The sequence below is a fragment of the Pseudomonadota bacterium genome (assembly GCA_018817425.1).
Lineage (GTDB): Bacteria > Desulfobacterota > Desulfobacteria > Desulfobacterales > RPRI01 > RPRI01.
In genome coordinates this window covers 15,026-41,224 of sequence record JAHITX010000099.1, presented here as the reverse complement: position 1 = coordinate 41,224, position 26,199 = coordinate 15,026, and the positions used below count along the sequence as shown (strand labels likewise).

The window sequence follows — 26,199 nt, the reverse complement described above, 5'->3', positions numbered from 1 at the left end:
CCGATTTAAAGGCAGCGTTTTAATATCAAAGTTTGAAATCGCTTTTTTGTTTATCCACCATTAACCATTTATAAGATGGCATGCCGCCAAATGCCCTAAGCCATGAGCTTCCGGAACCGGCTGCAACTCCGGCTCATCAATACTGCATCTGTCAAAAGCTACAGGACACCTTGTATGAAAACGGCATCCTGATGGAGGATTTAAAGGAGAAGGGACATCTCCGTAAAGCACAATTTTTTTATTTTTAATTGAAGGGTCAGGAACTGGAATTGCGGATATCAATGCCTTTGTATAGGGATGCAGAGGATTTTCATAAATGCTGTCGGCATCAGTATATTCCACGATTTTTCCTAAATACATCACTGCTATATTATCCGAAATATGTTTAACAACCGACAGATCATGTGCGATAAAAATATAAGTAAGATTCATCTCAGATTGAAGGTCAATAAGAAGATTAAGTATCTGCGATTGGATAGAAACATCAAGAGCCGATACCGGTTCATCGCACACTATCAGTTTGGGCTTTAAGGCGATAGACCTTGCTATTCCTATTCTCTGGCGCTGCCCGCCACTGAATTCATGCGGAAAACGGTTTACTGCGTTTTGCGGTATCCCAACCCGCGATAAGAGATTTAACACTTCTTCCAGTCTTGTTTGTGATGAACCCAATTTATGAACTAGTAAAGGTTCTTCCAATATATCTCCGATAGTTTGCCTTGCATCCAATGATTCGAAAGGGTCCTGGAAAATCATCTGCATATTTCTTCTATGCGGCCTCATTTCCCTGTCACTTAAACGGGAAATATTTTCTCCCTCAAAAAATATATCCCCTTTCGTCAAATTATAAAGTCTTATAATCGCACGCCCTGTTGTTGTTTTACCGCAGCCTGACTCACCTACAAGCCCTATTGTCTCACCTTTTTTCACTTTAATGGATACGCCGTCTACAGCATATACTTTTCCTGTTTTTCGACGTAATATGCCTCCATAAACTGGAAAATGTACCTTAATGTTTTTTGTTTCAATGAGGTATTCAGACATAAAGATAGCAGCTCACAAAATGGTTATCTTCAATACGAACAGAAGGAGGAGAAACTGTTCCGCATATATCCATAGCTTCCGGGCAACGATTTTTAAACCTGCAACCTTCGGGAAGTTCGTTAAGAGCAGGAACTGCACCTTTTATTACATGAAGCCTTGTTTTTCTTTTTCCTTCAAGACGCGGAATGGATAAAAAAAGTCCTTTTGTATAAGGGTGCATAGGTTTTTTGAAAAGACTTTCCACCGGCGCTGTTTCGGCTATTTTCCCTGCATACATCACAAGTACTCTTTTGCTTGTTTCAGCTATCACACCAAGCGCATGGGTTATAAATATTATTGCCATACCGGTTTCATCCTGAAGTTTTTTCATCAGATCCAGTATTTGTGCCTGTATCGTTACATCTAAAGCGGTTGTAGGTTCATCCGCAATAAGGACATCAGGCTTGCAGGCAAGAGCCATTGCAATCATTACTCTTTGCCGCATGCCGCCTGATATGCTGTGAGGATAATCTTTAATGCGTTTTTCAGGATCTGAAATACCTACTTTTTTAAGCATTTCTATGGAATCTTCCCTGATATCTTTTATCTTCCTTCCCGGATTTCGAAGAAGATATACTTCATTTATCTGATCGCCTATGGTATGAACCGGATTTAAGGCAGTCATGGGTTCCTGAAAGATCATGGAAATTTTATTTCCCCGTATCTGATGCATGCTTTCTACAGGCAAAGATACTATATCGGTTCCTGAAAAAATAATGCGCCCACTATCAATTTGTCCGGCCGGTTTCGGGAGAAGCCTCATTATAGAAAGAGCCGTAACACTTTTTCCGCATCCTGATTCTCCTACTATACCGAAAACTTCTCCTTTGTTTACAGCAAAGCTGACATCATCTACTGCACGGATTCTGCCTGCTTCCGTATTAAAGGATGTAACAAGGTTTTCAACTTTTAATATTTCATTTTCAGCCATTACTTATCACTGAATTTTCATTGTTATTGTTTTCATTTTATAAGTTTCATCTGTCATAGAAACAGGGTCAAATTCTTCGCCCTTTTTCATGGCTTTTTTAGTTTCATCATAGCTGTTGGCGTCAAACCAGAAGAGACCGCCTGTCATACTGCTGAAAGGATCAAATAAATCAGTAGAATTTTTGGTTCCAAAAACTTTTGGAAATTTCCACCATCTCCAATAAGCATCACGGGTGTAAGGCACCATGAACGTCGGCACAAAAACACAAAGATCATGTATTTTTTGTTGTATTTCAAGTGATAGTTTTATCCGTTCTTTTTCTACAAGCGAATTGCGGTATGCATCTATGAGTTTGTCCATTTCAGGGTTATCGGTGTTTGTGATATTGTTTGTTTGAGGCTTGTGAGCATTTGCCGAGTGAAAATGTTCCCAATATTGCGGCCTAAAGGAAGTACTCCAACCCATCCATGCCACATCATGCTTTTTTTCAAGAACTTTTTTATAAACGGCTGTTGGGTCAAGCTTTTGCAGTAAAAGCTCAATCCCTGCTTTTTTTGCTTCTTCCTTTAAAACTACAAGCCGTGGAGTATGTTCATCATGACCGTAAGCGACATTTACCGAAAAACGATTTTTCCCTTTTTCCCATATGCCGTCTGAGCCGCGTTTCCAGCCTGCTTTTTTCATATAAAAGTCAACTTTATTAAGATCAAACCTTCTTGCTCTTATCTTCTCATTGGAATAATGCCCATAACCCATAAATCCATGTTCGAGTCTGAAATAATCGTTTCGTAATACTTTTTCTATAACTTTTTCTACATTCATTGCATGTGCAAAAGCATATCTAACATATATATCCTTGAATATTTCCTTATCCTGATTAAGCCACAGCCCCGTTGCAGACTGCTGGGTATCATTAAAAAACCAGATTTTGTGAACATAGCCGTTTTCTATAACCTGTGTCTTTGATTTCACATGCCAGTATTCCGGAATGGTCATGTTGTACTCATCTATTTTCCCTTTTTTAAAATACTCCCAGATTATATTACTGTCCCTGATTACCTTGAATATTATTTTGTCCACGTTATAACGATTTTTAAAATATTTAAGATTTTCTCCCCACCAATTAATTTTGCGTTTAAATGCTACAGTTTTTCCTTTGACAAAATCACTTATTTGATATGGCCCTGTGTTTGGCACAATCTTCCAGTTATATTTTCTGACAAAATTCTTATCCAGCTTTTTATAATAATGACGGGGGGTGGGACTTATTCCCAGTTTTAGATAAAGATCCGGTTCCGCTTTTGTTGCAACAACTGCAAGGGTATAGTCATCATATACAATAACCCGGTCTATCTCTTTGGCATAGTAATCATTATACCAGGGGGCAACTATATGTTTTGAGCGCATGAAATCAAGCGTATAGGCAAAATCAGCTGCTGTCACAGGTACTCCGTCCGACCAGCGAGCTTTTTTGTTAAGCTTGAAATACATGGTTTTTTTATCTTTACCAAAAGCCCAGTGAGTTGCAATCTCGGGAATAATATTTAAAGTATTCGGATGAATTCCTATAAGAGATAGCTGATTACCCAAAATAGCACTTCTGAAGCTGCTATTGGAATCAGGCCCTACAACGCGAAAAGTCATAGGAAAACTCATCAAAGCGGTATGAAATATCCCTCCTTTTTTTGCATCAGTACAAGCAAATACAGGGTCGGAATTATTTGTAAGCCATTTTATATCTTTTGGCAGTTGAGGAGCAGCATAAGACTGAGTACAAATTAATAATATCCCGGCAACTAAAAAAAGTTTGATAAATCTAATATATATTTTCATAATACTTTTTCTTTTAAAACCCGTTTAAATTTCGAATTATGAAGTTTTTTACTTCTTATCTTCCTTCGACATTCGTTCCCCCTTTAAAAAGGGGGATTAAGGGGGTTGTCCCCTTGTTCAATATTCGATATTCAATTTACTATTATATTAGTTGATACAGATTAATTAACTTAAAGCCTATATCCCTGATTTACTGCCCCCTACCCCTATTCATATACTGAATACATTTTAGGATCAAAAGCCTCTCTTACTGCTTCTCCAATGAATGTCACCGTAAGCAATGTTAAAGTCATTGCACTTATAACCGATCCGCCAATCCACCATGAATCTTTATGTATCCAACCCTGCTGTATCAGTTCACCCCAGCTTGGTGTTGGAGGAGGAAGACCAAAGCCAAGATAATCAAGTGATGTAAGAGCGACAATTCCGCCTGAAACTGCAAAAGGAGCATAGGTTACTATAATTGATATTGTGTTTGGGATTATATGTTTGAAAATTATGCGGCTGTTTGAAGCACCTATAGCCTTTGCTGCAAGTACATATTCCCTTGCTTTTTCTTTATATGTTACCGTTCGTATAATCCATGTTATACCAATCCATCCGAAAAAAGCCATGATCATTATCAGAGTAATAAATCCGGGTACTACAATAGAAGATATAATTATGATTACATAAAGAAATGGGACATTAGACCATATTTCAATTATACGCTGGAAAAAAAGATCGAATTTTCCCCCAAAATAGCCCATGGCGCTTCCGATACTAATACCGATCCCATAATTAAATAAAAGCAGAAGAAGAGAAAAGGATATAGCAATTCTAAAGCCATACACAAGGCGGGCAAGAATATCTCTTCCTACATTATCGGTACCCAAATAGTGTCTCTCTTTAAATGAAGGCGGATACGGAGGGAACAAATCATTTTTAAGATCATTTTCATAAGCATTATAAGGCACTAAAGGCATAATAAGCCAATTTCCTTTTTTCCCTTCTGCAAATACTTTCTTTAACTGCCTGTAATTTGTTTCATAATCATAATCAAGGCCGAATTTACTGCCCGGAATCATATCGGCATACACAGGAAAATAGAATTGATTATTATAGTAAACTACAAGAGCCCGGCTGTTTACAAAACTTTCTGCTAAAAAAGAAATAAGAATCATGACAGATAACAGCAAAAAAGAATAGAACCCTCTTTTTATGGATTTAAATCGCTGTATTTTTTTTCTGGTAAGAGGATTTAAAAGCATATCTTCACTCGAACTTAACCCTCGGATCAACAATTGCAACGCAAATGTCTGAAAAAATATTTCCTATAAGAAGCAAAAGAGATGAAATCACAAGTATTCCGAGAACAACAGGATAATCGCGTTCTATAATTGCTTCATATCCCAAAAGCCCCATGCCGTTTATATTAAAAACTTTTTCAATCAAAAAAGACCCCATCAGAATAATTGAAATATTGTTACCAAAATTAGTTGCAATCGGAATAAGGCTGTTTCTTAAAGCATGCCTGAAAACGGCTTTTTTAAAAGAAAGTCCCTTTGCAATTGCGGTACGTACATAATCTGCACAAAGATTATCAAGAAGTGTATTTTTCATCAAAAAAGTCATAACGGTAAATGACCCGACCAGATATGCCGCAAGAGGAAGAGCCGTATGCCACAAAATATCAGTAATTTTTCGGAAATAATTGAGTTCTTCAAAATTTTCGCTCACAAATTCGCCCAAAGGAAATATATCCCAATGTGAAGAAAGTAAAATAAGCAAAAGTACTCCAATAACCCATCCGGGAATTGCATAACCGACAAAAACAACTACAGAGGTTGCGTTGTCAAAAGAGCTTTTATGTTTTACAGCCTTTAAGATTCCAAGGGGAATACAGATCCCGTGCACAAGTATCATTGTAATTATTCCAAAATAAAGGGATATGGGTATCCGCTCTTTTATCATGGTCCAGACCGGATCATAATAACGCGTTGAAACACCCAGGTCTCCTTTAAGCACCTTTTTCACCCACAGAAAATAGCTTACAAGAACAGGTTTATCAAAACCGTAATATTTTTTCAGCTCATTAATCTGCTCTTTAGAAAGGGGTTGGTTCTGTTCCTTGGAAGTAGGTCTTGCTCCGCTATTTCCACCCATGCTCTGCATTTGCTGGGCCTGAGCTATCATTCGTTCGATAGGGCCTCCGGGCACAAACCTTGTAATCACAAAAACCATTATTGTAATTCCAAGAAAAGTCGGAATTATTAATAACAGACGTCTTAATATATATGTGGTCATAAAAAACCTGATAAACTTGCAGTAAGATAGTCTTAATTGTTGTAAAATTTATATTTTACCATATATATCATATTTATAGCCTTACTCAAAACATAATGCAATGGCTATATATTTTAAAAAGGCCTTTTGTTATATGATATCAAATGGTATTCCCCTGTTATCTCTTACAGGAATTATTGACAGGCAAAAGATTATTTGTTACAGGATAGCATAAATTCTATCTCATAGTAATTACTGTTACATCGGTGATTTAGATTGTTATTTAAAAAATACTTTGCATTTAAATCAAAGGTTAAGATTGCATGATGGGATCTTTGAAGAACATCCGATTTTGTTTTTAAGGGTGTTATCCAAAGATTTCATGATGCAGATATAAACAATTTGCATAATGAGGTGATGTATGATTCGCATCGGAATAAACGGTTTTGGCCGAATAGGCCGCCAGGTACTAAAAGCAATGATAGAAAGACAGGCAGATAAACTTGAGGTTGTTGCAATTAACGATCTTTTTGACGTAGAAACAAATGCCCATCTTTTCAAGTATGATTCAAACTACGGACGTTTTCCCGGAACTGTTGAGCCTGCCAAAGACGGTATACTTGTAAATGGAAAATTGATTAAGAATTTCGCATCACGTGATCCTGAACAAATCCCTTGGGGTGCCGAAGGGGTTGATCTTGTAGTTGAAAGCACCGGTCTTTTTACGAATGGCCCTAAAGCCGCAGCACACATTAAGGCAGGCGCCAAAAAAGTTATCATATCAGCTCCGGCCAAAGAAGAAGATATTACGGTAGTAATGGGTGTTAACCATAAAAACTATGACCCGAAAAAACATAATATTATTTCCAATGCTTCCTGTACTACAAATTGCCTTGCCCCTCCGGCACTTGTAATTCACAATGCCTTCGGCATTGAGAAAGGCTTGATGACTACAATTCATTCATACACCGGAGATCAGCGCCTTTTAGATCTTGCGCATAAAGACCCAAGACGCTCCCGTGCAGCAGCTCTGAATATAATTCCAACCACAACCGGAGCCGCAAAAGCTGTAGCTCTTGTTATTCCCGATCTTGCCGGACGTTTTGACGGATACTCCTTAAGGGTTCCCACACCTACTGTTTCCGTGGTTGACTTTGTGGCAACACTAAACAAAAAAACAGACACGGAAGAATTAAGAGCCACACTTAAAAAAGCAGCCGAAACAGATCTGAAAGGAATCATGGCTTTCGAGGAACAATCTCTTGTATCCATGGACTTTAAAGGTGATTCCCATTCTTCGATAATAGATGCCAAATTCACCCAGGTGCTTGGTGGCAATATGGCAAAGGTTGTAACATGGTACGATAATGAATGGGGCTATTCATGCAGAGTAGCCGATCTTGCGGCATATATAGCGGATCAGGGTCTCTAAAATCCTACTATTTAAAGCGGATAGCAGATAGTGCTAAAAATACATTTGCTATTCGCTTTATAAATTCCAGATTCCAACAAAAATACCCCGTATTTTTCCCACAACCTGTGCAATAAATTCTGATGAAGGAATTTATATAGACGGTCTTGTTTTTAATCTTGCATATAGACCTGCTATCTAAGAAAATTTTTACGGCGATTACAGCGTAGAGATTTCATTAACAACTGATGGCAGAAAGCTTCTTACAGTTTACGCTGTACATTCAATTTAATTGTGATAAAATAAAAAAAACTTTGGGACCGGAACAAACTTAATAGCCTTAAAAGCTTTAGAATGGTTTGTCAGGTATGAAAAAGAATACAAAAAAATTTATTCTTATCCTCATAGGCATTGTTATAGCCTTTCCTCTTTTCAGTATTACTTACTATACAATGGTTCGGACCTCAACTCCACAGTTTTGCGCGACCTGTCATGAAATTCAATATGCTTTTGATACCTGGAAAACATCCAGCCATGTGAACAATGCTCATGGATTTGTTGCTGATTGCATGGATTGCCACCTGCCGGCCCCTTACGATACCTTCAATTTCTTTTTTGCCAAAACTTTTCACGGCATAAAAGATGTTTTCGCCCATTTTACAATAAGTGAATATGATCATGAAAAAAACCGTGCAAAAGCCTATGCGACATTTAAAAACAGGGAATGTGAAAAATGCCACAGGAATATTTTGTACATTCCCGATAAGCGCGGAGCAATGCTTGCCCATAGGTCGGTTTTATATCCACGGGAAGGATATGAAAAAAAATGCGTGGACTGCCATAAAAACCTGGTTCACAATAAAAAACAGGTTTATGATTACAAACAATACAAAGAGCCATATATAGGCTCCGGATTGTAAAAGATAAATTTATGAGCCACTTTCAAAACGTTTCAGTTTGGTCAAGGTCAAGGCGGGCGAAAATTTTAACCGCAGGAATACATGTAGTATTTCGAGAATTAAAATTTTCGCCCAACGCAGAGATCGGCCAAAATGGGACGTTTTGAAACTGGCTCACAATATATGCATAATTAAAGGGGGCGCAGATGAAAAAAAGGCTTTTAACAATCATAGCTTTTGTTATAGCAATAAGCAGTATTATTGTTTTAAAGGCAATTATTGCAGATGCTCAAAATGCCGTAAATATGCCAAAAGAAAAAGCATTTCGAATTGAAAGAAGCACCCCTAAAGAGGCTGTAGCCTGTATAGAATGTCATAAAAAAGAAAATCCGGGTCTATTTGCCGATTGGGCTCAAAGCCGCCATGCCAGCGCCAATATTACATGTTATGATTGCCATAAAGCACAAGAATCTGACCCTGATGTAAGCAAATCACATTATAAGCAGTATGAAGGAAAAGAATATTCCGGTGGCAGGGAAACTAAAGTTCCTGTTACGGCAGTTGTAACACCTAAAGATTGTTCGCGGTGCCATCCTGATGAAGCAAAGCAGTATGCTCGCAGCAAGCACGCAAATACAATTGAGATAATCTGGAAAATCGATCCATGGCTAAATAAAGGCATGAACAGCGATACTGAAAGAAATGCCGGTTGCTTCCATTGTCATGGCACTGTTCTTAAAACCAAAGACGGGGCCCTTGATCCGGAAACATGGCCTAATGTAGGGGTGGGTCGCGTGAATCTTGACTCAAGCATTGGAAGCTGTACCAGCTGCCACACACGCCATCGCTTTTCTGTTATGGAAGCAAGAAAACCCGAAGCTTGCGGACAATGCCATCTTGGTCCCGATCATCCCCAGATTGAGATTTTTATGGAATCAAAACACGGTGATATTTATACTGCTCATGGCGATGATTATAACTGGAATTCGGCACCCGGCACATGGACTCCCGGCGTTGATTTCAGAGGCCCAACCTGTGCATCATGTCATATCTCAGGTGCAGGCAAAGTTTTAACTTCACATGATGTTACCGAACGCTTGTCCTGGGAACTACAGGCACCCCTTACAGTTCGTCCCCAGGATTTTAAAGCATTTCCTGCAAAAACTAACTGGAAGATAGAAAGAGAAAAAATGAAAGAAACCTGTATCCAATGTCATGGCAACAAGTGGGTTGATGATCACTATTACAAACTGGACAAAGTAGTAAGTGAATACAATGAAGTATATTATAAACCTGCCAGAAAACTTTTGGATGAACTGTATGCTAAAAAACTTTTGGATGACAGCAGATATTTCGATGAAAGGCTTGAAGTTGAGTTTTATGAATTATGGCATCACGAAGGAAGAAGAGCAAGAATGGGAACAGCAATGATGGCCCCGGATTATTCGTGGTGGCACGGATTTTACGAATGCAAGAAAAGATTCAATAATTTCGAGGAAGAAGCAGACGAACTTTTAAATAGCGGCAAAAAAGCTTATAAGGCAATAAATTTCCCCAATGCCACCGGAAATAAGGTAAAACCAAAAGAGATTTTCCCGGACAAGTAATGTGATTTGGGTCTTATATAAATTGAACCCTTTTTCCCAACTAATTGGGAGAAGAACCCTATGTATTAAAAAGTAATATTTTTTAAAGATTTTATTATAGGCAGTGTTTTTTCTCTGTGTTCGGGAGGAATCATAAGTATTTTCAAAGGACGATTATTTACAATGTAAGACGGCAGGGTAATATTTCTACCTGCCAAAAGATTTTCACGAGTTTGTTCGGATTCAAGGAAAAGTAATATATCTGTCAGATTGCCTGTAAATCTGTCTTGGTCTATATGTTCGATTACCTGTAAAAAAATATTATTTACTGCCAATACAAAGTCGTCAATTATTGCACATTCGTTTTTTGCACAATCTTCCTTTGAAACAAAACATCTGCATGCAAAAGGTCTTACCGGATATACAGAACATGCATTATTTATCAACAAGGGGCATTTACCCATTGGCGTTTTAATTACTTCGGAAAAATCATCTTCTTCTTTGCAATTCTCTGCCAAGGCATTTATGGTTGTTTGGGGCCTAAACCTTTGCTTAGCTGAAGAAGCTTTTATTTTTTCAAACAAATGAGTTTTATCTTCCGATATAATATGCCGGATAATTTTATATCCTTCAACGCTTGTCATTATGACATCTCTGGTACAGCATGTGGAGCAATATTGCTTGCAGACAGTATCAATGCTTTCTATAAAATCATCGTAAATTTTATAAATTTTTTCAAGCGCTAAAAGTTTTGAATTTAGATTCATTTAATATTATTACTCCATTAGATCCCAAAGAGATCGCTATGCATTATCGGAATTGTATTTAAACGTCTTGACTTAAGTGAGTCCTACCGCTATTTTCTAAAAAGCAGACAATTTCAATTCATGCAAGTATTAATTTCAAAGTCCATACAAACTAGATGAACTCATAAAAATTCATTATTTGACTTTTCATAAAGGCATTAAAAACAACATGTTTATTTTTTATAATTTCATACAAGGTATGGTGGATAGATGAAGAGTCAAGTCTATTTTACGAATTTAAGAGCTAGTCACAAAGAAAACCTGTTGAAGAAGATTGAAAAGCTTCTTAATACCGCCGGGATTTCTGATGCTATCAATAAAAGAGACCTTGTTGCTGTAAAACTTCATTTTGGGGAAATGGGGAATACCGCCTATATACGCCCGGTTTATTTGAGAAAAATCGTAGAATTAATTAAAGCAAAAGGTGGCACTCCTTTTTTAACGGATGCAAATACGTTATACGCCGGAACCCGCAGCGATGCTCCTCATCATATAATAACAGCTATACAAAATGGCTTTGCATATTCTGTCATTGAAGCACCTATTGTAATTGCGGACGGATTGCGAGGAAAATCGGTAACATCTGTTATGATTAACCAGAAGCATTTCAAAGAGGTTTATATTGGTTCTGAAATTGTCCAAGCTGATTCACTTATTTCGGTTGCTCATTTCAAGGGCCACGAATTATCCGGGTTTGGAGGAACAATAAAAAATCTTGGTATGGGCTGTGCGTCCAGGAGAGGCAAAATGGCGCAACATTCAAAAATGGCCCCGGGTGTGAAGAAAAAAAAATGTATAGGTTGTGGAGAATGTATTGCTCATTGCTCACAGGAGGCAATTTCCCTTATTAACGATAAAGCTTCTATCGATTCGGCCAAATGTATAGGTTGTGGAGAATGTATTCTGATATGTATAAATGAAGCCATCCAGATCAAATGGAATGCGGTAATTCCGGTTTTTCTCGAAAAAATGGTTGAATACACAATGGGTGTATTAAAAAACAAGGCCGGAAAGTCTCTTTTTATCAATTTCATTACAGATATTTCTCCTGATTGCGATTGTGCTCCTTACAATGACACTGCGATTGTAAGGGATATCGGAATCGTTGCTTCAAATGATCCGGTTGCAATAGATCAGGCTTCGGTAGATCTGGTAAATAATGAATATTCTCTTCCGGGTTCTTGTATCAACTCAGTTCTTGGGCCTGGCGAAGATAAATTCAGGGCGGTTCATCCAAAAGTAGACTGGCCCTTACAACTTGATTATGCGCAAAAGTTAGGTTTAGGAACCCGTAGCTACAAAATTATAGAAGTATAAAAAAGTTTCAATTCTACAATTTGCGTACACACTCATAACAAAAAATTATATCAAGAAAAGGAATGAAATATTTTATGAAATTACAGGGTAATAGGGTAATATTGTTTTCAGGAATTATATTTTTTATTCTATTCTCAACATTTCTTGTTACCGGTTGTAGTGAAAATGCCGAGAAAAAAAATCCAGAAATTGCAAAAATAAATTTTCCTGAAAGTTTTACTTTTTTTGATCTGGGATCAAATACCATTTTATCTGAAACGGTAATAAATAAACTTTCAAAACAGCTTGGCTCTTATGCTGTTGAAAAAAAAGGAACTCTTGATATTTCTTTAAGCAACAAGATCTTTTTCAAAAAAACCTTTCCCAATCTTTATAATCTAAACATGAAATTAAATGATGAAAAGGGAGCAAGAGTTGAACATAATATCACAAACCTGATTTTCAGATACCCTCAGAATGAATACACACCTTTTGACAGTATTAAACTGGTTTTTTCAAACTACACAAAAAAACCCCTGCTTTTTTCTGTTACTTCAAAAAAAAAGGAAGGAGATATTGCTGATATTCTGAAACAAAAATATGGTGAACCTCTCATGGTCAACTGGGATGATGGAGAAAGCATGTCTTTAGCCTGGGAAATTAATAATGATTTTTTGATATTTTCTGCAATCTCAAGGGGTGGAAGCTTTAAATACACTATAATGATTTACTTCGCAAATAATATAAAACATCTCCTTACAATTGAAGAAAATGCAATTAAAAGAAAGGAAGATGAAAGAAAAAAAGCCGGACAAACTGCATTTTAATTTCACAATAAAATCAAACCTCAACTTAAAGAATTACTGGTGGCAAATTATGTATTCAAGCTGCAAAAAACTGGTTTTACTTCTTTGCGTTTTTTTTATTTCTTCAACTGTTTATGCCGAATCTTTAGAACAAGCCGATTTCTTCTTTCAAACAGATATTGCCGAAATACCCAGTGAAACTCTAACATTTTGCGGGGAACCCGTTCCTTTTGAACTTCAGGAAGTCAGAGAAAGATTTGAAAAAGAGATTCTTCTTTCATCCTGGGACAGACCGCAGGTTATGTTATGGCTAAAACGTTCAAGCAGATACTTTCCTTATATCGAAGAAATCCTTAAAGAAAACGGAATGCCGGATGATTTAAAATATATTGCTGTTGCAGAAAGTGCATTAAGACCAAATGTCAGGTCAAAACAGGGCGCTGTAGGGTACTGGCAGTTTATATCCAGTACAGGGAAAAGATACGGATTAGCCGTCAATCAGCAAAAAGATGAAAGACGTAATTTTTTCATATCAACCCAGGCAGCTATTACTTATTTAAAGGATCTTTATGGCATACTGGGATCATGGACTCTTGCGGCAGCTGCGTATAATATGGGAGAAGAGGGCCTTCTTGCCGAAATCCATGAACAGGAAAGAAATGATTTTTACAGGCTCTATCTTCCGGAAGAAACCCAAAGATACATTTTTCGGATTCTTTCAATAAAACTTATCATGGAAAATCCGGCTAAATACGGATTCAATATTAAAGACAAAGACTATTACCCGCCAATATCCTTTGATACTTTTATTATTGAATCTTCTTATAAAATCCCTTTAATGCTTATAGCAAAGGCAGCAAACACTACTTTTAAAACGATAAAGAATCTTAATCCGGAAATCAAAGGTCATTTTCTTGAAAAAGGCACTCATAACATAAATATCCCGAAAACCGGTTCGGAAGATTTTATAAGCTGTTATAATTTGATTTTGGAAAATTTTCTGTCTGAAAAGAATAATAATATATATATTGTGAAAAGAGGAGATACTCTTTATTCAATCGCCAGAAAGCATAATGTTCCTCTTTTGTCCATTGCTATCTGGAATAATCTAAATAAAGGACTTCATATAAAACAGGGAGATCGTCTTATAATTTACCCGAAAGAAACAATGCCTGATGAATAAACTAATCTGAATATTATATTATTACAGTTTGTTGTACAAAATATTATTTATCAGTGTTTTATATTGTTGAGAATTGCTTGAAAATACCGGAAAGCTTTGCTATTAGGTTTTAAACTTGTCTGAATAGCGAAAACTTTAATTTGAAACTGGCTTAGAATAAATAATTTAAGAACATTTTTGTTTTAGGAACAAATATTTCATAATAAAAACAATCAAGGGAGGAAGTTAATATGATGTTAGAAGGTAAATCGGCAATCGTAACAGGTGCCGGAAGAGGAGTAGGAAGAGGAATTGCTTTGGAATTTGCAAGAGAAGGCGCTGATGTCTTGGTAAATTATAGCAGCAGCGAAGCAGCGGCTAACGAAGTTGTGAAGGAAATAGAAAAAATGGGCCGTAAAGGCATTGCTGTTAAGGCTGATGTTTCCAAAGAAGAAGATGTAATCAATATGTTTAAAGCCGCCATCGATGGTTTCGGCAAGGTTGATATACTGGTAAACAATGCCGGCAATTCGGCTCCCGGAATGTTTCATAAGATGTCTACGGAAAAATGGGACAGCGTAGTGGATATTCATCTTAAGGGAACATTTTTATGCATGAGAGAAGCAGCCAAACACATGATAGAAAAACAACAGGGAACAATTCTTTGTGTTATTTCGGTAGCAGGTATTCAGGGTTCGGTAGGACAACCAAATTATGCGGCTTCTAAAGGCGGTGTTATTGGTCTGATTAAAAGCGGAGCAAAAGAGCTTGCACGTTATAATGTTACTGTCAATGCGGTAAGTTTAGGAATAGTATCTACCGATATGACATCTAAAATTTTATCAGATCCTAAATTCAGGGAAGCCACACTTGCAAGAGCATTGCTGAAAAGACCTATGGAACCGGAAGAAGTTGGTAAAGTTTTTTCATTTTTGGCATCGGATGCCGCCAAGATAATTCAGGGGCAGGTTATTGCAGTTGATGGAGGCATAGCAGGCTTAGGTTAATTTCTTACAGATAAAGACAATATATATCCCTAAGCAAAAAGTCGTTTTAGACTTTTTGCTTAGGGATTAATTTTTATGGGGTAACAAGCTTTTTCCATTTTACAATCATCTATTATAGCAAATGTCATAAATCAAGTTCCTGCTTTCTTATCGATTATGGTTTTGCTTACAACCAATTCCTTTCGATAATCCAACATATCAGCTAAAAATTCCAATTTTCACGTATTCAACAGTTCAATAAAAATTATGTCTGAAATATGTCGCATAATTTTATATGTTTTTTCATATAAAATAAACAATTCTTGATATAAAATAAAATATGCCGGATACTAAGTATTCAAATATGATGGCTTTGTAGCCAATGTATTCTATAACTTACTTAATCCAGGTAATTTGCCGTTAAAATTCTAACTTTTTTCAACTCTATTATGTTTAAAAAAATACTAAACAATAAATTCTGGACCGGATTTCCTTCATGGTTATTAATAGGTGCTTTTGCAGTACTTCTTCCTATTTTTGCTTTCACGACGGCTCAAAATATACAACGCTGGAATACCTACAATAATCGTCTTTTACTTGAAAAAGGCACATCGCTTATACGTTCTTTCGAAGCAGGCACAAGAACCGGAATAATGGGAGATTACATAGGAAGTTTTCATCTTCATAATCTTTTGACCGAAATAGCAATACAACCTTATGTATCATATATTCTTATTACAGACACCGAAAAAACGATCGTTGCCCATGATAACCCCGATTATGAAGGGGAACTTTATAAAACCCATATTGATCTCAAGAAGGCTTATCTGACAGATGATATACAGTGGCATATTATTAAAACGCCAGACAATGAAAAGATATTTGAAGTATATAAAAGATTTAATCCGGCAGGTGAGTTTTTCAGTAAAGAGATGATACGTAAATTATTTGATCCCAGGTATGACATAAAAAATCCCAGGCAGGCGGAACTCATAATATTTGTCGGTCTTGATATGACTGCTGTTGAACAGGCAAGAAAGGCTGATACAAGGCATTATATATTTATGGGTATAGTATTGCTGCTTGTGGGCTTTGCCGGTGTTGCCCTGCTTTTTATGACTCAAAACTATAAAAATACCAAAGCCTCCTTAACGAGAGAAATCGCAAGAAGCCAGCGCCTTGCATCTATTGGAAGTCTTGCTGCAGGAGTAGCGCATGAAATAAGAAATCCATTGAGTTCCATTAAAGGTCTTGCAACCTATTTTATGGAACGAAATGAAGAAGAGGAAGATAAAAACGTTGCGAAAATTATGATCAGCGAAGTAGACAGGCTTAACAAAGTTGTAAGTCAATTGGTAGAACTTGCAAGACCGGTAACCATATCAAAGCAACGCACCCAGCTTAAATCCGTAATAGAAAATTCAATGAAACTTCTTGAAAGAGAAGCATTGGAAAAAAACATACGCATTGCATTAAATATTTCTTCAGCAAGAATTGAAATAGCAATTGATAAAGACAGAATAACACAGGTTTTATTAAATCTTTTTATCAATGCAATTGAGTCAATGGAAAAAGGCGGCAAGCTCACTATCGATGTTTTAGAAAAAGATAAAGGAGTCCTTATTAAAGTTTCGGATACAGGATCAGGTATTGACAAAGATGATCTTGCTCAAATTTTTGACCCGTATTTTACAACAAAATCAGGCGGAACAGGACTTGGGCTTGCGATAGTTTATAACATAATAGAGGCTCATGACGGTAAAATTACAGTGCAAAGTCTTTCCGGGAAAGAAACGGTATTTACGATTTTCCTGCCTGGAACAAAGTAGAAATATGATTTTAAGGGATTAAAAAACATGAAACAAAAAAACACAATTCTTGTTGTAGATGATGATATGGCACACCGTACCATGCTGTCCAAGCTTATCGGCAGTTGGGGCTACGAAATGACCGAAGCAGATGATGGCATAGCGGCGATTGAGGCAGTAAAGATAAAGCCTTATGATCTTATTCTAATGGATGTAAGAATGATAAAACTGTCAGGTATTGAAGCGCTTAAAGAGATTAAAGTACTAAACCCTGCAATTCCGGTAATAATAATGACCGCTTACTCATCTGTAGAATCGGCCGTTAAGGCCATCAAATATGGCGCTTATGATTATCTTACAAAACCGCTCGACTTTGACAAGTTAAAACTGACTATAGCAAGAGCTATGGAGCATATTCATCTTAAGGAGGAAAACCGTCTTCTTAAAGAAAATCTCGGAATGCGTTTTGACAGGCAGAATATAATAGGGCAAAGTCTGGCTATCACAAAATTATTCGATACCATTTCCCTGGTTGCTCCATCTGAAGCTACTGTGCTTATTACAGGGGAATCCGGAACAGGGAAAGAATTGATTGCTGGTGCTACCCATTTTAACAGTGCAAGAGTAAAAGGTCCTTTTGTTAAAATCAACTGTGCTGCAATTCCTGAAACTCTTCTCGAATCTGAATTATTCGGCCATGAAAAAGGAGCATTTACAGGAGCAGACAGAAAAAAAGACGGGAGGTTTCTTCAAGCAACAGGAGGCAGCATTTTTCTTGATGAAATCACTGAAATGCCGCTTACAATGCAGGTCAAACTCCTGCGGGTGCTTCAGGAAAGGGAGATAACCAGAGTCGGGGGAAATGATGTCATAAAAGTGGATGTAAGAATAATTGTCGCATCAAACAAAGATATTCAGGAAATGGTTGCTTCAGGAGCTTTTCGTGAAGATCTTTACTACAGGTTAAATGTGGTTAATATTGTGGTTCCTCCTTTAAGGGAGAGAAAAGAAGATATTTCTCTTCTTGCTGCACATTTTCTTGAAATGTTTTCAGAAAGAAACCATAAAAATATAAAAGGGTATACTCCGGCAGCTATGGATGGAATTATAAAATATGACTGGCCTGGAAATGTACGGGAACTAATGAATGCTATTGAAAGAGCTGTTGTGCTTGCACGTTTAGATTACCTGGATGTAAATGATTTTGAAGCAATTCAGGTTGAATCCGGAAAAAGTGAATTAACACAACCTTTTGATACCTGCGATATGCCTCTTGAAGAAATTGAAAAAGCATCTATACTAAAAACACTGGAGTCTTCGAAAGAAAATAAAAGTGAAGCAGCCAGAAGACTTGGTATAACAAGAAGAACTCTACATAAGAAATTAAAAAAATACGGTGTGATGCCATAAAGACCTGGAGGTATTGATGATTAACCAGGATAAAACACGGACAATAAGATGTACGAAATGCAGCGCTAAAAACAGAGTCCCGTTGGATAAAGCCGGAGCTATTGCAAAATGCGGAAAATGTTCTTCCCCGCTTGACACAAGTGATCTTACGAACAGAAAGCCAGTAATTGTAACGGACAGTGATTTTGGAACAAAAGTTTTAAAATCACCCATTCCGGTTCTGCTTGATTGCTGGGCTCCCTGGTGCGGGCCATGCAAAATGATAGGGCCTGTTATGGAAGAACTTGCTACTCAATACTCCGGCAAAATAAGAGTATGTAAGCTTAATGTGGATGAAAACCCGGCAACGTCTTCAAGATTTCAGATATCAAGCATTCCTTCAATGCTGATATTTGATAAAGGAGAACTGAAAGATACAATCGTGGGAGCAGTTCCGAAACAACAGATAGTTGGTAAAATATCGCCTTTTATTTTATAGAAAAAATTTGCAATGATTCCCTTTTTATTGTTCTTTCTAAAAAGCATTGAAGCTTTGCTGAGAAAAACATGCACTATAGAGCTACTTTCAAAACGTTTCAGTTTGGTCAAGGTCAAGGCGGGGGAAAATTTTAACCGCAGGAATACATGGAGTATTTCGAGGATTATAATTTTCACCCAACGCAGAGATCGGCCAAAATGGGACGTTTTGAAACTGGCTCTATAAGTATGATTAACCATAACAAGCAGTCTAAAAGCATCAATGACAGATTTACTTCCACCGGCGCTTGCCATAAAAGACAGGGAGCGTAATCAATATGAAAAAGTGTCCCGAATGTGGTTTAACTATATCGGAAAAAGATAAAACTCAATGTTCTTCTTGTGGATATGTTTTTACGAAACCCACCTCAAAAAAGCGCCTCTTTCTGACAATAATAATAGTACTTGCAACCTCGATAATATTGCTTGCCTATCTGGCAAACCAAACCAGGCTCTCGTATTGGGTTTATAATATAACAAGTAATATAAAAAACCTGACACAAATAAGCGGAACCCAATATACAATTCCGACAGCCAAACAAAAAGATATCTATCATGAATTTCTTGATCGCTATACAGTAAGGCCTGATACCAGATTTATCAATTCGTTTAAGATTTTAGCCAAACTTTATGGGAAGTATCGGAACCTTTCTGAGAATGATCCGGCATTTAGTATCGGCAATGTCATACATGATGGTAAAATGGCTTCGATCCCCGTCATCAAAGACGAAAATGTTGTAACTACTATTGCATTGACTGCGGATATGACTTTTGCTGATGTCCTTCAAACGCTGGATCAGTGTTTGAGCAAAATAGATGAAGGGAACTTACGGGTAACAGCAAATCCTCAAAGAGGGATATATTGGATGAGTGAATATGAAGCTGCTATCAGTAATTTTCACAGGATTGACCCTCGGCGTATTATCGAAGGCCTGTCGGATATAGAAAGATTATGGCAAAAGGAAGGGCCTGATTCAAGACTACTTCTTGCAGCAGCAAAGGGGTATGCTTTGCTTTATATGAGTTTATATCCGGATCGTATGCAATATGCCGATGATTTTGCCTCGTATTCGCTTGGATTTTTGGCACTGGCCAGGCATGTTGATCCCGGCATTTCTTCTTTTCGTGAGGAAGCGCTTATAGCTATGAATATGGGTTATACCGCTCATGCAGATCGTTTACTGAAAAGCAGTTTCGACAAACCTGACGAACCGACAGACAAGATTATTGACGCTTATATGAAAAAAGATTTTAAAGTTTTACAGGATCTTCAGGGTGATGGCTCAAATGTGTTATCGTATTATTTGCTGGCGCGCCTTTACCGTGAAAGCGGTTTATACAGAGAAGCCGAAGAGATGACGAAGGGATTGCTTAAAAGAATTCCTGACCATTATCCTACTATTATGGAAGCAATTTATTCATCGGATTTGAGTGTTGCCAAGATACTGACCATATTATATCCTCTTGATATCCTGGCTGATATGGAGCAAAAGGTATCACCCGGCACTTTGAAAATCCGCAAAAAATGGAGTGAACGGATAAATGCCTTTGCGGGTGATCCATCAACAGGGAGCAGTACTTCCATTCAACAATTTGAAAACCTTTTATCGAATTGGCATTTGCCTGACGGCAATGAGGGGTACGGTTTTTTTATTAATGAGCAGCAAATCAAAAATATATATAAGTCGCTTTATTCCGGTGCAGTGTATTTGAGGTTTAAAATTCTTTTAAATAGATGGAATACTGTTGATAAGGCCGAAAACTATGTCAGGGCTATATCTGAAGGTGATGAAACATCTCTTGTGGCAATGATTATGCTGGCAGAAGCAAATAATGAATTAGGCAACTTTGAGCAGGTAAAATCGATTTGTGAAAAAATTGTTAATCATCCTGAAACCAGCGCATCACTCGCAATGAAGGCATATCTTTGTGTCGATGATTATCAGGTAAAATTGAAATTTGCTCCAGCCATTTTCAAAAAACTTGATGGCAGGCCTGTTAATCTTACCCGCATGGGGCGTGTCTTTCAACAGATATACAATTATGACATGGCCGGGGATTTTTATTCTCTTGCCCTTAAAAAAGACCCGTTTTATTTTTCCAACTATCAGTCTCTTGCAAAAGTTGCGGGTACTCATGTTCCCATTACTTGCAATCTGGAAAACTTTTCTTATAATTTTTTATTTTTAGAAAAGGCCGGAGATTATTTAGCCCGGCACGAAGAACCTGTTTATAAAATCAAGGCTTTGGATTGTTATGACAAAGCGCTTAAATTGGCACCCTCAAGAAATCGTCTATGGAAACAAAAAGCCAAGATTTTACAAAATCTTAAAAGATACGAAGAATCCGCAGAGGTTTTAAAAAAATGGCTTAAAAAATACGGCAGAAATGACCTGGTTACAACTATTTATAAATCGAAACTGGCAAACATATATCTGGATATGGGTAAACCAAAGATAGCGTTTAAAGTACTTTCCGATGAAATAGATTCCTATCAGGGCGGTTTTATGATGAGTCTTGCAAGAACATATGAAGATCTGAAAAAACCTGAGGAAGCCGAAAAAATTTATCATAAAGCCCTGACGCGATATCCGACTGGAAGTCATATACTTTCAGGTGCTGCAGCATTTATGTGGCGTTTTGGCCGGGACAAAGAGGCCGCAGAATATATAGAGAAAGGACGTTTATTAAACGGTAAGTTTTCAAGGTGGTACTTTGACGACTATATGAAAATCTTTTCCCAGGCAACTGAAGAAAGAATCATGAAGGCATTTGATCACATTGCCGCAGGAGCAGGAGTATGGGAGATAAGTTCACTTGCCTTTTATTTTGAAAAAGTAAAAAGGCCTGAAATTGCATACTGGCTTTTAACAAAAGTTAAGGCAGCAACCCGAATGCAGCAACTTGAAAATACTGTTAATATTTATAAAGTATTACGTAAGTGGAAAGGAGTTGATCAAGCCGGAAAATTTTTAGCGCCGAATTTAACTCCTCAATCAATGGGCCCCTTGTCTATGATCTTGTTTAAAGAAGGACAATTCGATCTGATTTTGACCGAACTAAAGAATCCGAATGATTATCAAGAAGACTTCAGAGAATTTATGTGGTTAATGAAGCTGATGGCTTGGCAGGCGTGCAATCAGCCTGAACAAGATCTTCCAGAATTTACCCGCCATTATGAAAACAACTCACCTGACTACTACCATTCAATAGGTAAATACATGATGGGTTTAATATCGCGTTCTGATCTTTTGCGGCTTATCAAGAGCCCTAAACAGCGTTGTGAGTTTTTATATTATATCGGATTTTCAGAGCGAATGAAGGGTAATTTCAGAGAGGCGGCCAACTGGTACCAGATATGTTTGGAAACCGGGCTTTCTAATAACGGGGAATATCACTGGGCATCGGATGAGTTGTTCTGGTGGGCACATATGGGAACAACAAACAGGCATAAAAAAGTATCCGATGATATCAGTGCTTATTTGAACCGATTATTATAGTATATTTTATGCTCATACTATTACAAGTAGTATTCTGACAATCGCTATGTATTATCTATTACTTCGCGAACCTTTGCGGCCAGAGTATTTAATGAAAACGGTTTCTGAATGAAATTTACACCTTCGTCCAGTACACTATGATGAGTGATTATGTCGCTTGTGTAACCGGAGGTAAATAAGCACTTGATGTCAGGATGAATAGACATTATCTTTCTTGCCAAATCAGGCCCATTCATACTTGGCAGAACGACATCGGTTATAATCAGGTTGATTATGGCGGAGTCGGCCTCAGCTATCCTAATGGCATCTTGCGGTGTCGAAGCAGCCAGAACCTTATATCCTAATATCTCGAGTATTTCCTTTCCCATATCCAGCAACGCGGACTCATCTTCCACTAATAAGACGGTTTCGTTGCCCTGCAATGCGGGAGCTGTTTTTTGTTTCTTTTTTGTCTGCATGATATGGGCAGCTTGCCGGGGAAGATAAATTTTGAAAGTCGAACCCTGACCCGGTTCGCTATAAACATTGATAAAGCCGTTATTTTGCTTAACAATACCATATGCCGTGGCCAATCCAAGGCCGGTACCTTTACCTTTTGCTTTGGTAGTAAAGAATGGTTCAAACAAATTACTTAAAATCTTTTTATCCATGCCGCTGCCGTTATCACTTACCGTCAGAAGCACAAACTCACCCGGAACAAAGCCGGCATGCTCATTGCAATAGGCTTTATCTATAGTAATATTTTCTGTACTTATGGTAATTTTTCCGACACCCGGAATTGAGTCACGGGCATTAACGCAAAGGTTAGCCAATATTTGATCTATCTGGGATGGATCCATCTTGACCGGCCAAATTCCTGTATCCGGCAGCCATGCAAGATCGATATCCTCGCCGATCAATCGCCGCAGCATTTTGAGCATACCTTCCACTGTCTCATTCAAATCCAGAATCCTGGGGGTAATAGTCTGCTTGCGTGCAAAAGCCAGAAGCTGTCTGGTCAGGTTGGCGGAGCGTTGGGCGGCTGTTTGTATTTCCTTCAAATTGTCAAAGAATGGATGAGAAATATCCAGCTTCTCCAGACACAGATCCGCATGGCCTATAATAACACCTATCATATTGTTGAAGTCGTGTGCTACACCACCAGCCAAACGCCCTATGGCATCCATCTTCTGAGCTTGACGTAGCTGCGCTTCCAACTTTTTATGATCCGTAATGTCCTCAGCTATAATTAACAGATATTGCGGGGTTCCGGTTTTATCCAAAAGCGGGATTTTTTTTGTATGCAATATCCGTTTTTCATTATCTTTATTTCTAAACATAACTTCCGGTATATCGACAAGCTTTTTATTGCGAAGCACGTCGTAGTCATTTGCAGTAACAGCGTCAGCTATTTCCTTCGGCAATAAGTCATAATTGGTTTTACCTATCACTTCTTTATTCGGACGTCCGGCAAAATGCTCACTAGCCTTGTTTCTTCTTAAATATCTCAAATCATAGGCATCTTTTACTATTACTATGTATGGAATATTTTCCAATATATTACTAAGAAATTCTTCACTCTTTACAAGATTGCGATAGGTCAGCAGGCTGGTAAGTGCATCGGTTAGGCGTCTTCCGATTTCCTGAAAAAGTTTTTCCTCTTCGGGTGTCCAGACTCTTGCATGAGAACACTGCTGTATGCCGAACAGCCAGGGTTTACCAACTTTCGGGTAAAGAGCGTTCATCATAAAACTTTTTAATCCGAAACCTTCCAGCACCAAAGACGATTCCGGGCAAGTGCTCCCGGGGCCTAATCTAAAGGGACCGTTGGAATCCAGGGTAGTACGAAGAATCTTTGCGATATCGGTATCCATAGGTATCATTATTCCCGGCGTTGATATCCTGGGATATTCAGGTTTATTGCTGATCATTGGTGCTTCCCATGATTCGGCTTCGGGATCGCATGGATACTGTAGAATTGCCCGGTCGCAATCAAATACAGACAGCATAATATCGAGCACACCGCTTATCATACTGTTGGGGTCCTGTGCCACTTGTATTGCCCGATTAATTTTATCCATGCTTTCAAAAAACTTCAGACTGGCCAATCGCTCAAGCTCGGCTTGCTTGCGCTCGGTAATATCACGGGCAAAGGTACAATGATATTTTCTGTCCCCGACCGGGATATCATTAATTGCAATTTCTACCGGAAAAACACTCCCGTCTTTTCTTTTATGAATTGATTCCGAAATAAAATATTTGTTTTCTTTAAACTCTTTCCGAAAAGCCGACAAAAGTTCTTCAGAATAATTAGGGTCGATATCGGCTATGGACATGGTAAGCAGTTCTTCACGGGAATAGCCCAGTGCCTTGCATGCAGAATCATTTACATACAGAATTTGCATATCTGAATCTATCCAGTATGCTGCGTCCATAGCATTATGGATGGTGAACTGTGCAAGATGCAATAAAGCATCATTTCCTCGTTGCAATTCATCTGTCTGGTGGACCGGAGGATTTATGGTTTTAAATTCATGACGGGTACTGCATTCATACTTACGTAGAGTTTCTTCCAACTCTAAGACACGATACTGTAAAACTTCAATCCGGCGGAGTTCTTCAGCTTTATCGGCTGTCATCGCCATAATTATTACTCCCGTGCAGTTAAGTTATATCTATCTAATATAAGTAATTATGCTAAGTTATGTATCATTATCTGGTTACATAAAAAGAACGCAAATATTTTATTGATTAATATGCCATATTTTTTAGTTATACTCAAGAGTTAAACCAAGAAATATGGGAGCGCAGAGATGTTGAAAGAGTATAAAACCAGACAAACTGTTATAATCAGAATCCCAGAAACCCTGCCAGATATTTCAATGCCGTAAGCGTAATTATACCCGCAAGCATCCATTTGATAACTTTAGCCGGAACAAATTTCTGGCAGCGGGCACCAAGATATATTCCGGCCATTCCTCCCAGCCCGAATAAAATTCCCAAAAACCAATCCGGAGCAACGGATATATTGGGATAAAACGGTGCAATAGCCTGATAGAAAGCAACGCCTGCTATTGAGGTGACAAATGTACCCATAAGTGCTGCCCCGGCTATGGTGTAAACCGGCAATCCGAAATATGTTACTAAAAAGGGTGCAATAATTGCTCCGCCGCCGATTCCGTATATTCCACCTACTATGCCAACGACAAAGCTTAAAATAAATATCCCCCAGAAGGATACATCAAACTGTTCGCCGTAAAATTTATACCCCAATCGTTTTAAATTAAAATGCGTAACCTTTACAGCCGGAATTGCTTCACAGCCTGACTTGTCAGATTGTGCGGCCTCTAATAGATGATTGCGAACCATATCCTGAAAACGGTTTTCGCTCAAGGTCTTGTCTGCACCTTTAGCGTTTTTTGATAAAAGATCGCGTATCAACCTTGCACCAATGTACAACAAAACAAAAGCCGCAAACAGCTTGAAATTCTTCGGATCAGGAAGATATGCAACCCGCACAACAGCGCCGATAAATACCCCTGGAAGAGTGCCGACCACTATAACCCATGCAAGCGGCCACACCATTCTTCCTTCCTTGCAATAACGATAGATTCCGCTTGGAATAGCTACGATATTAAACAACTGATTGGTTGCGCTTACCGATGGATTTGAATAGCCTAAAACGGAAACCTGAAAAGGAAGCAGCAAAAAAGCACCGGACACACCACCCATAGAAGTGAAAAATGAGATAACAAAAGCTACAAGCGGTGGAACCCATAAAGAAACTTCAATACCTGCTGTTTGGAAAAACATTGCATAATTCCTGTTGCAACATTAAGGTTTTAGATTAGATAATAATAAATTTTTTACTTATCGTATAAGCAGGCTTTATATGTGTCAAGCCAATTTACGCTGTGTTTCC

The 26,199-nt window shown here is 37.9% G+C and carries 19 protein-coding genes; 11 read left to right on the top strand and 8 right to left on the bottom strand.

The window, feature by feature from the left end:
* Window positions 1–60: 60 nt before the first annotated feature.
* From KKC46_17425 to KKC46_17405, 5 genes are all read right to left on the bottom strand, one after another.
* Window positions 61–1,044: an ATP-binding cassette domain-containing protein gene (locus KKC46_17425; protein MBU1055581.1), complete on the bottom strand. Its 984-nt coding sequence runs from the start codon at window positions 1,042–1,044 to the stop codon at window positions 61–63.
* Window positions 1,037–2,014: an ABC transporter ATP-binding protein gene (locus KKC46_17420; GenBank protein ID MBU1055580.1), complete on the bottom strand. Its 978-nt coding sequence runs from the start codon at window positions 2,012–2,014 to the stop codon at window positions 1,037–1,039. Before KKC46_17420 ends, KKC46_17425 begins: the two co-directional genes overlap by 8 nt.
* A 6-nt stretch (window positions 2,015–2,020) precedes the next feature.
* Window positions 2,021–3,847: an extracellular solute-binding protein gene (locus tag KKC46_17415; GenBank protein MBU1055579.1), complete on the bottom strand. Its 1,827-nt coding sequence runs from the start codon at window positions 3,845–3,847 to the stop codon at window positions 2,021–2,023.
* A 206-nt stretch (window positions 3,848–4,053) separates the two neighbouring features.
* Complete coding sequence (locus KKC46_17410; GenBank protein MBU1055578.1) at window positions 4,054–5,097, bottom strand: ABC transporter permease subunit; 1,044 nt, start codon at window positions 5,095–5,097, stop codon at window positions 4,054–4,056.
* Between the two features lie 4 nt (window positions 5,098–5,101).
* Window positions 5,102–6,133: an ABC transporter permease subunit gene (locus KKC46_17405; GenBank protein ID MBU1055577.1), complete on the bottom strand. Its 1,032-nt coding sequence runs from the start codon at window positions 6,131–6,133 to the stop codon at window positions 5,102–5,104.
* A 400-nt stretch (window positions 6,134–6,533) separates the two neighbouring features.
* Between KKC46_17405 and gap the strand changes: the two genes are divergently transcribed.
* The 3 genes from gap to KKC46_17390 all read left to right on the top strand — a co-directional run bounded on the left by gap (window position 6,534) and on the right by KKC46_17390 (window position 10,029).
* Window positions 6,534–7,544, top strand: coding sequence for a type I glyceraldehyde-3-phosphate dehydrogenase (gap, locus tag KKC46_17400; GenBank protein MBU1055576.1), 1,011 nt, complete (start codon window positions 6,534–6,536; stop codon window positions 7,542–7,544).
* Between the two features lie 347 nt (window positions 7,545–7,891).
* A complete protein-coding gene (locus tag KKC46_17395; GenBank protein ID MBU1055575.1) occupies window positions 7,892–8,443 on the top strand; it encodes a NapC/NirT family cytochrome c in 552 nt (183 codons plus the stop codon).
* Window positions 8,444–8,628: 185 nt separating this feature from the next.
* Complete coding sequence (locus tag KKC46_17390) at window positions 8,629–10,029, top strand: hydroxylamine oxidoreductase (protein MBU1055574.1); 1,401 nt, start codon at window positions 8,629–8,631, stop codon at window positions 10,027–10,029.
* Window positions 10,030–10,094: 65 nt separating this feature from the next.
* Here the strand turns inward: KKC46_17390 and KKC46_17385 are convergent, their stop codons facing one another.
* Window positions 10,095–10,775, bottom strand: a complete 681-nt coding sequence (locus tag KKC46_17385) for a hypothetical protein (GenBank protein MBU1055573.1) — start codon at window positions 10,773–10,775, stop codon at window positions 10,095–10,097.
* Window positions 10,776–11,024: 249 nt separating this feature from the next.
* Here KKC46_17385 and KKC46_17380 point away from each other — a divergent pair, with 249 nt between their 5' ends.
* The 8 genes from KKC46_17380 to KKC46_17345 all read left to right on the top strand — a co-directional run bounded on the left by KKC46_17380 (window position 11,025) and on the right by KKC46_17345 (window position 22,298).
* Complete coding sequence (locus KKC46_17380) at window positions 11,025–12,131, top strand: DUF362 domain-containing protein (GenBank protein MBU1055572.1); 1,107 nt, start codon at window positions 11,025–11,027, stop codon at window positions 12,129–12,131.
* A 74-nt stretch (window positions 12,132–12,205) separates the two neighbouring features.
* Window positions 12,206–12,937 (top strand): hypothetical protein, encoded by a 732-nt coding sequence (locus tag KKC46_17375; protein ID MBU1055571.1) that lies wholly within the window; start codon window positions 12,206–12,208, stop codon window positions 12,935–12,937.
* Window positions 12,903–14,099, top strand: a complete 1,197-nt coding sequence (locus tag KKC46_17370) for a transglycosylase SLT domain-containing protein (protein ID MBU1055570.1) — start codon at window positions 12,903–12,905, stop codon at window positions 14,097–14,099. The genes KKC46_17375 and KKC46_17370 overlap by 35 nt, the downstream gene beginning before the upstream one ends.
* A gap of 230 nt (window positions 14,100–14,329) precedes the next feature.
* On the top strand, window positions 14,330–15,085 hold the full coding sequence (locus KKC46_17365) for a 3-oxoacyl-ACP reductase FabG (GenBank protein MBU1055569.1): 756 nt from the start codon (window positions 14,330–14,332) through the stop codon (window positions 15,083–15,085).
* Between the two features lie 428 nt (window positions 15,086–15,513).
* Window positions 15,514–16,893 (top strand): GHKL domain-containing protein, encoded by a 1,380-nt coding sequence (locus tag KKC46_17360; protein ID MBU1055568.1) that lies wholly within the window; start codon window positions 15,514–15,516, stop codon window positions 16,891–16,893.
* A gap of 27 nt (window positions 16,894–16,920) precedes the next feature.
* Window positions 16,921–18,282 carry a sigma-54 dependent transcriptional regulator gene (locus KKC46_17355; protein ID MBU1055567.1) on the top strand — a complete coding sequence of 454 codons (1,362 nt, stop codon included), beginning with the start codon at window positions 16,921–16,923 and terminating at the stop codon, window positions 18,280–18,282.
* 16 nt (window positions 18,283–18,298) lie between these two features.
* Window positions 18,299–18,760: a thioredoxin TrxC gene (gene trxC / locus KKC46_17350; protein MBU1055566.1), complete on the top strand. Its 462-nt coding sequence runs from the start codon at window positions 18,299–18,301 to the stop codon at window positions 18,758–18,760.
* Window positions 18,761–19,076: 316 nt separating this feature from the next.
* On the top strand, window positions 19,077–22,298 hold the full coding sequence (locus tag KKC46_17345; GenBank protein ID MBU1055565.1) for a tetratricopeptide repeat protein: 3,222 nt from the start codon (window positions 19,077–19,079) through the stop codon (window positions 22,296–22,298).
* Window positions 22,299–22,342: 44 nt separating this feature from the next.
* Here KKC46_17345 and KKC46_17340 read toward each other — a convergent pair whose 3' ends face one another.
* Window positions 22,343–24,922, bottom strand: a complete 2,580-nt coding sequence (locus tag KKC46_17340) for a PAS domain S-box protein (protein MBU1055564.1) — start codon at window positions 24,920–24,922, stop codon at window positions 22,343–22,345.
* Window positions 24,923–25,127: 205 nt separating this feature from the next.
* Window positions 25,128–26,090 carry a sulfite exporter TauE/SafE family protein gene (locus KKC46_17335; protein ID MBU1055563.1) on the bottom strand — a complete coding sequence of 321 codons (963 nt, stop codon included), beginning with the start codon at window positions 26,088–26,090 and terminating at the stop codon, window positions 25,128–25,130.
* Between the last annotated feature and the right edge of the window lie 109 nt (window positions 26,091–26,199).

Coding starts and splice junctions, on each gene's coding strand:
- gap (MBU1055576.1), top strand. CDS start 6,534: ATGATTCGCATCGGAATAAACGGTTTTGGCCGAATAGGCCGCCAGGTA.
- trxC (MBU1055566.1), top strand. CDS start 18,299: ATGATTAACCAGGATAAAACACGGACAATAAGATGTACGAAATGCAGC.
- KKC46_17385 (MBU1055573.1), bottom strand. CDS start 10,775: ATGAATCTAAATTCAAAACTTTTAGCGCTTGAAAAAATTTATAAAATT.
- KKC46_17405 (MBU1055577.1), bottom strand. CDS start 6,133: ATGACCACATATATATTAAGACGTCTGTTATTAATAATTCCGACTTTT.
- KKC46_17370 (MBU1055570.1), top strand. CDS start 12,903: ATGAAAGAAAAAAAGCCGGACAAACTGCATTTTAATTTCACAATAAAA.
- KKC46_17365 (MBU1055569.1), top strand. CDS start 14,330: ATGATGTTAGAAGGTAAATCGGCAATCGTAACAGGTGCCGGAAGAGGA.
- KKC46_17420 (MBU1055580.1), bottom strand. CDS start 2,014: ATGGCTGAAAATGAAATATTAAAAGTTGAAAACCTTGTTACATCCTTT.
- KKC46_17425 (MBU1055581.1), bottom strand. CDS start 1,044: ATGTCTGAATACCTCATTGAAACAAAAAACATTAAGGTACATTTTCCA.
- KKC46_17345 (MBU1055565.1), top strand. CDS start 19,077: ATGAAAAAGTGTCCCGAATGTGGTTTAACTATATCGGAAAAAGATAAA.
- KKC46_17335 (MBU1055563.1), bottom strand. CDS start 26,090: ATGTTTTTCCAAACAGCAGGTATTGAAGTTTCTTTATGGGTTCCACCG.
- KKC46_17415 (MBU1055579.1), bottom strand. CDS start 3,847: ATGAAAATATATATTAGATTTATCAAACTTTTTTTAGTTGCCGGGATA.
- KKC46_17340 (MBU1055564.1), bottom strand. CDS start 24,922: ATGGCGATGACAGCCGATAAAGCTGAAGAACTCCGCCGGATTGAAGTT.
- KKC46_17355 (MBU1055567.1), top strand. CDS start 16,921: ATGAAACAAAAAAACACAATTCTTGTTGTAGATGATGATATGGCACAC.
- KKC46_17395 (MBU1055575.1), top strand. CDS start 7,892: ATGAAAAAGAATACAAAAAAATTTATTCTTATCCTCATAGGCATTGTT.
- KKC46_17390 (MBU1055574.1), top strand. CDS start 8,629: ATGAAAAAAAGGCTTTTAACAATCATAGCTTTTGTTATAGCAATAAGC.
- KKC46_17375 (MBU1055571.1), top strand. CDS start 12,206: ATGAAATTACAGGGTAATAGGGTAATATTGTTTTCAGGAATTATATTT.
- KKC46_17360 (MBU1055568.1), top strand. CDS start 15,514: ATGTTTAAAAAAATACTAAACAATAAATTCTGGACCGGATTTCCTTCA.
- KKC46_17380 (MBU1055572.1), top strand. CDS start 11,025: ATGAAGAGTCAAGTCTATTTTACGAATTTAAGAGCTAGTCACAAAGAA.
- KKC46_17410 (MBU1055578.1), bottom strand. CDS start 5,097: ATGCTTTTAAATCCTCTTACCAGAAAAAAAATACAGCGATTTAAATCC.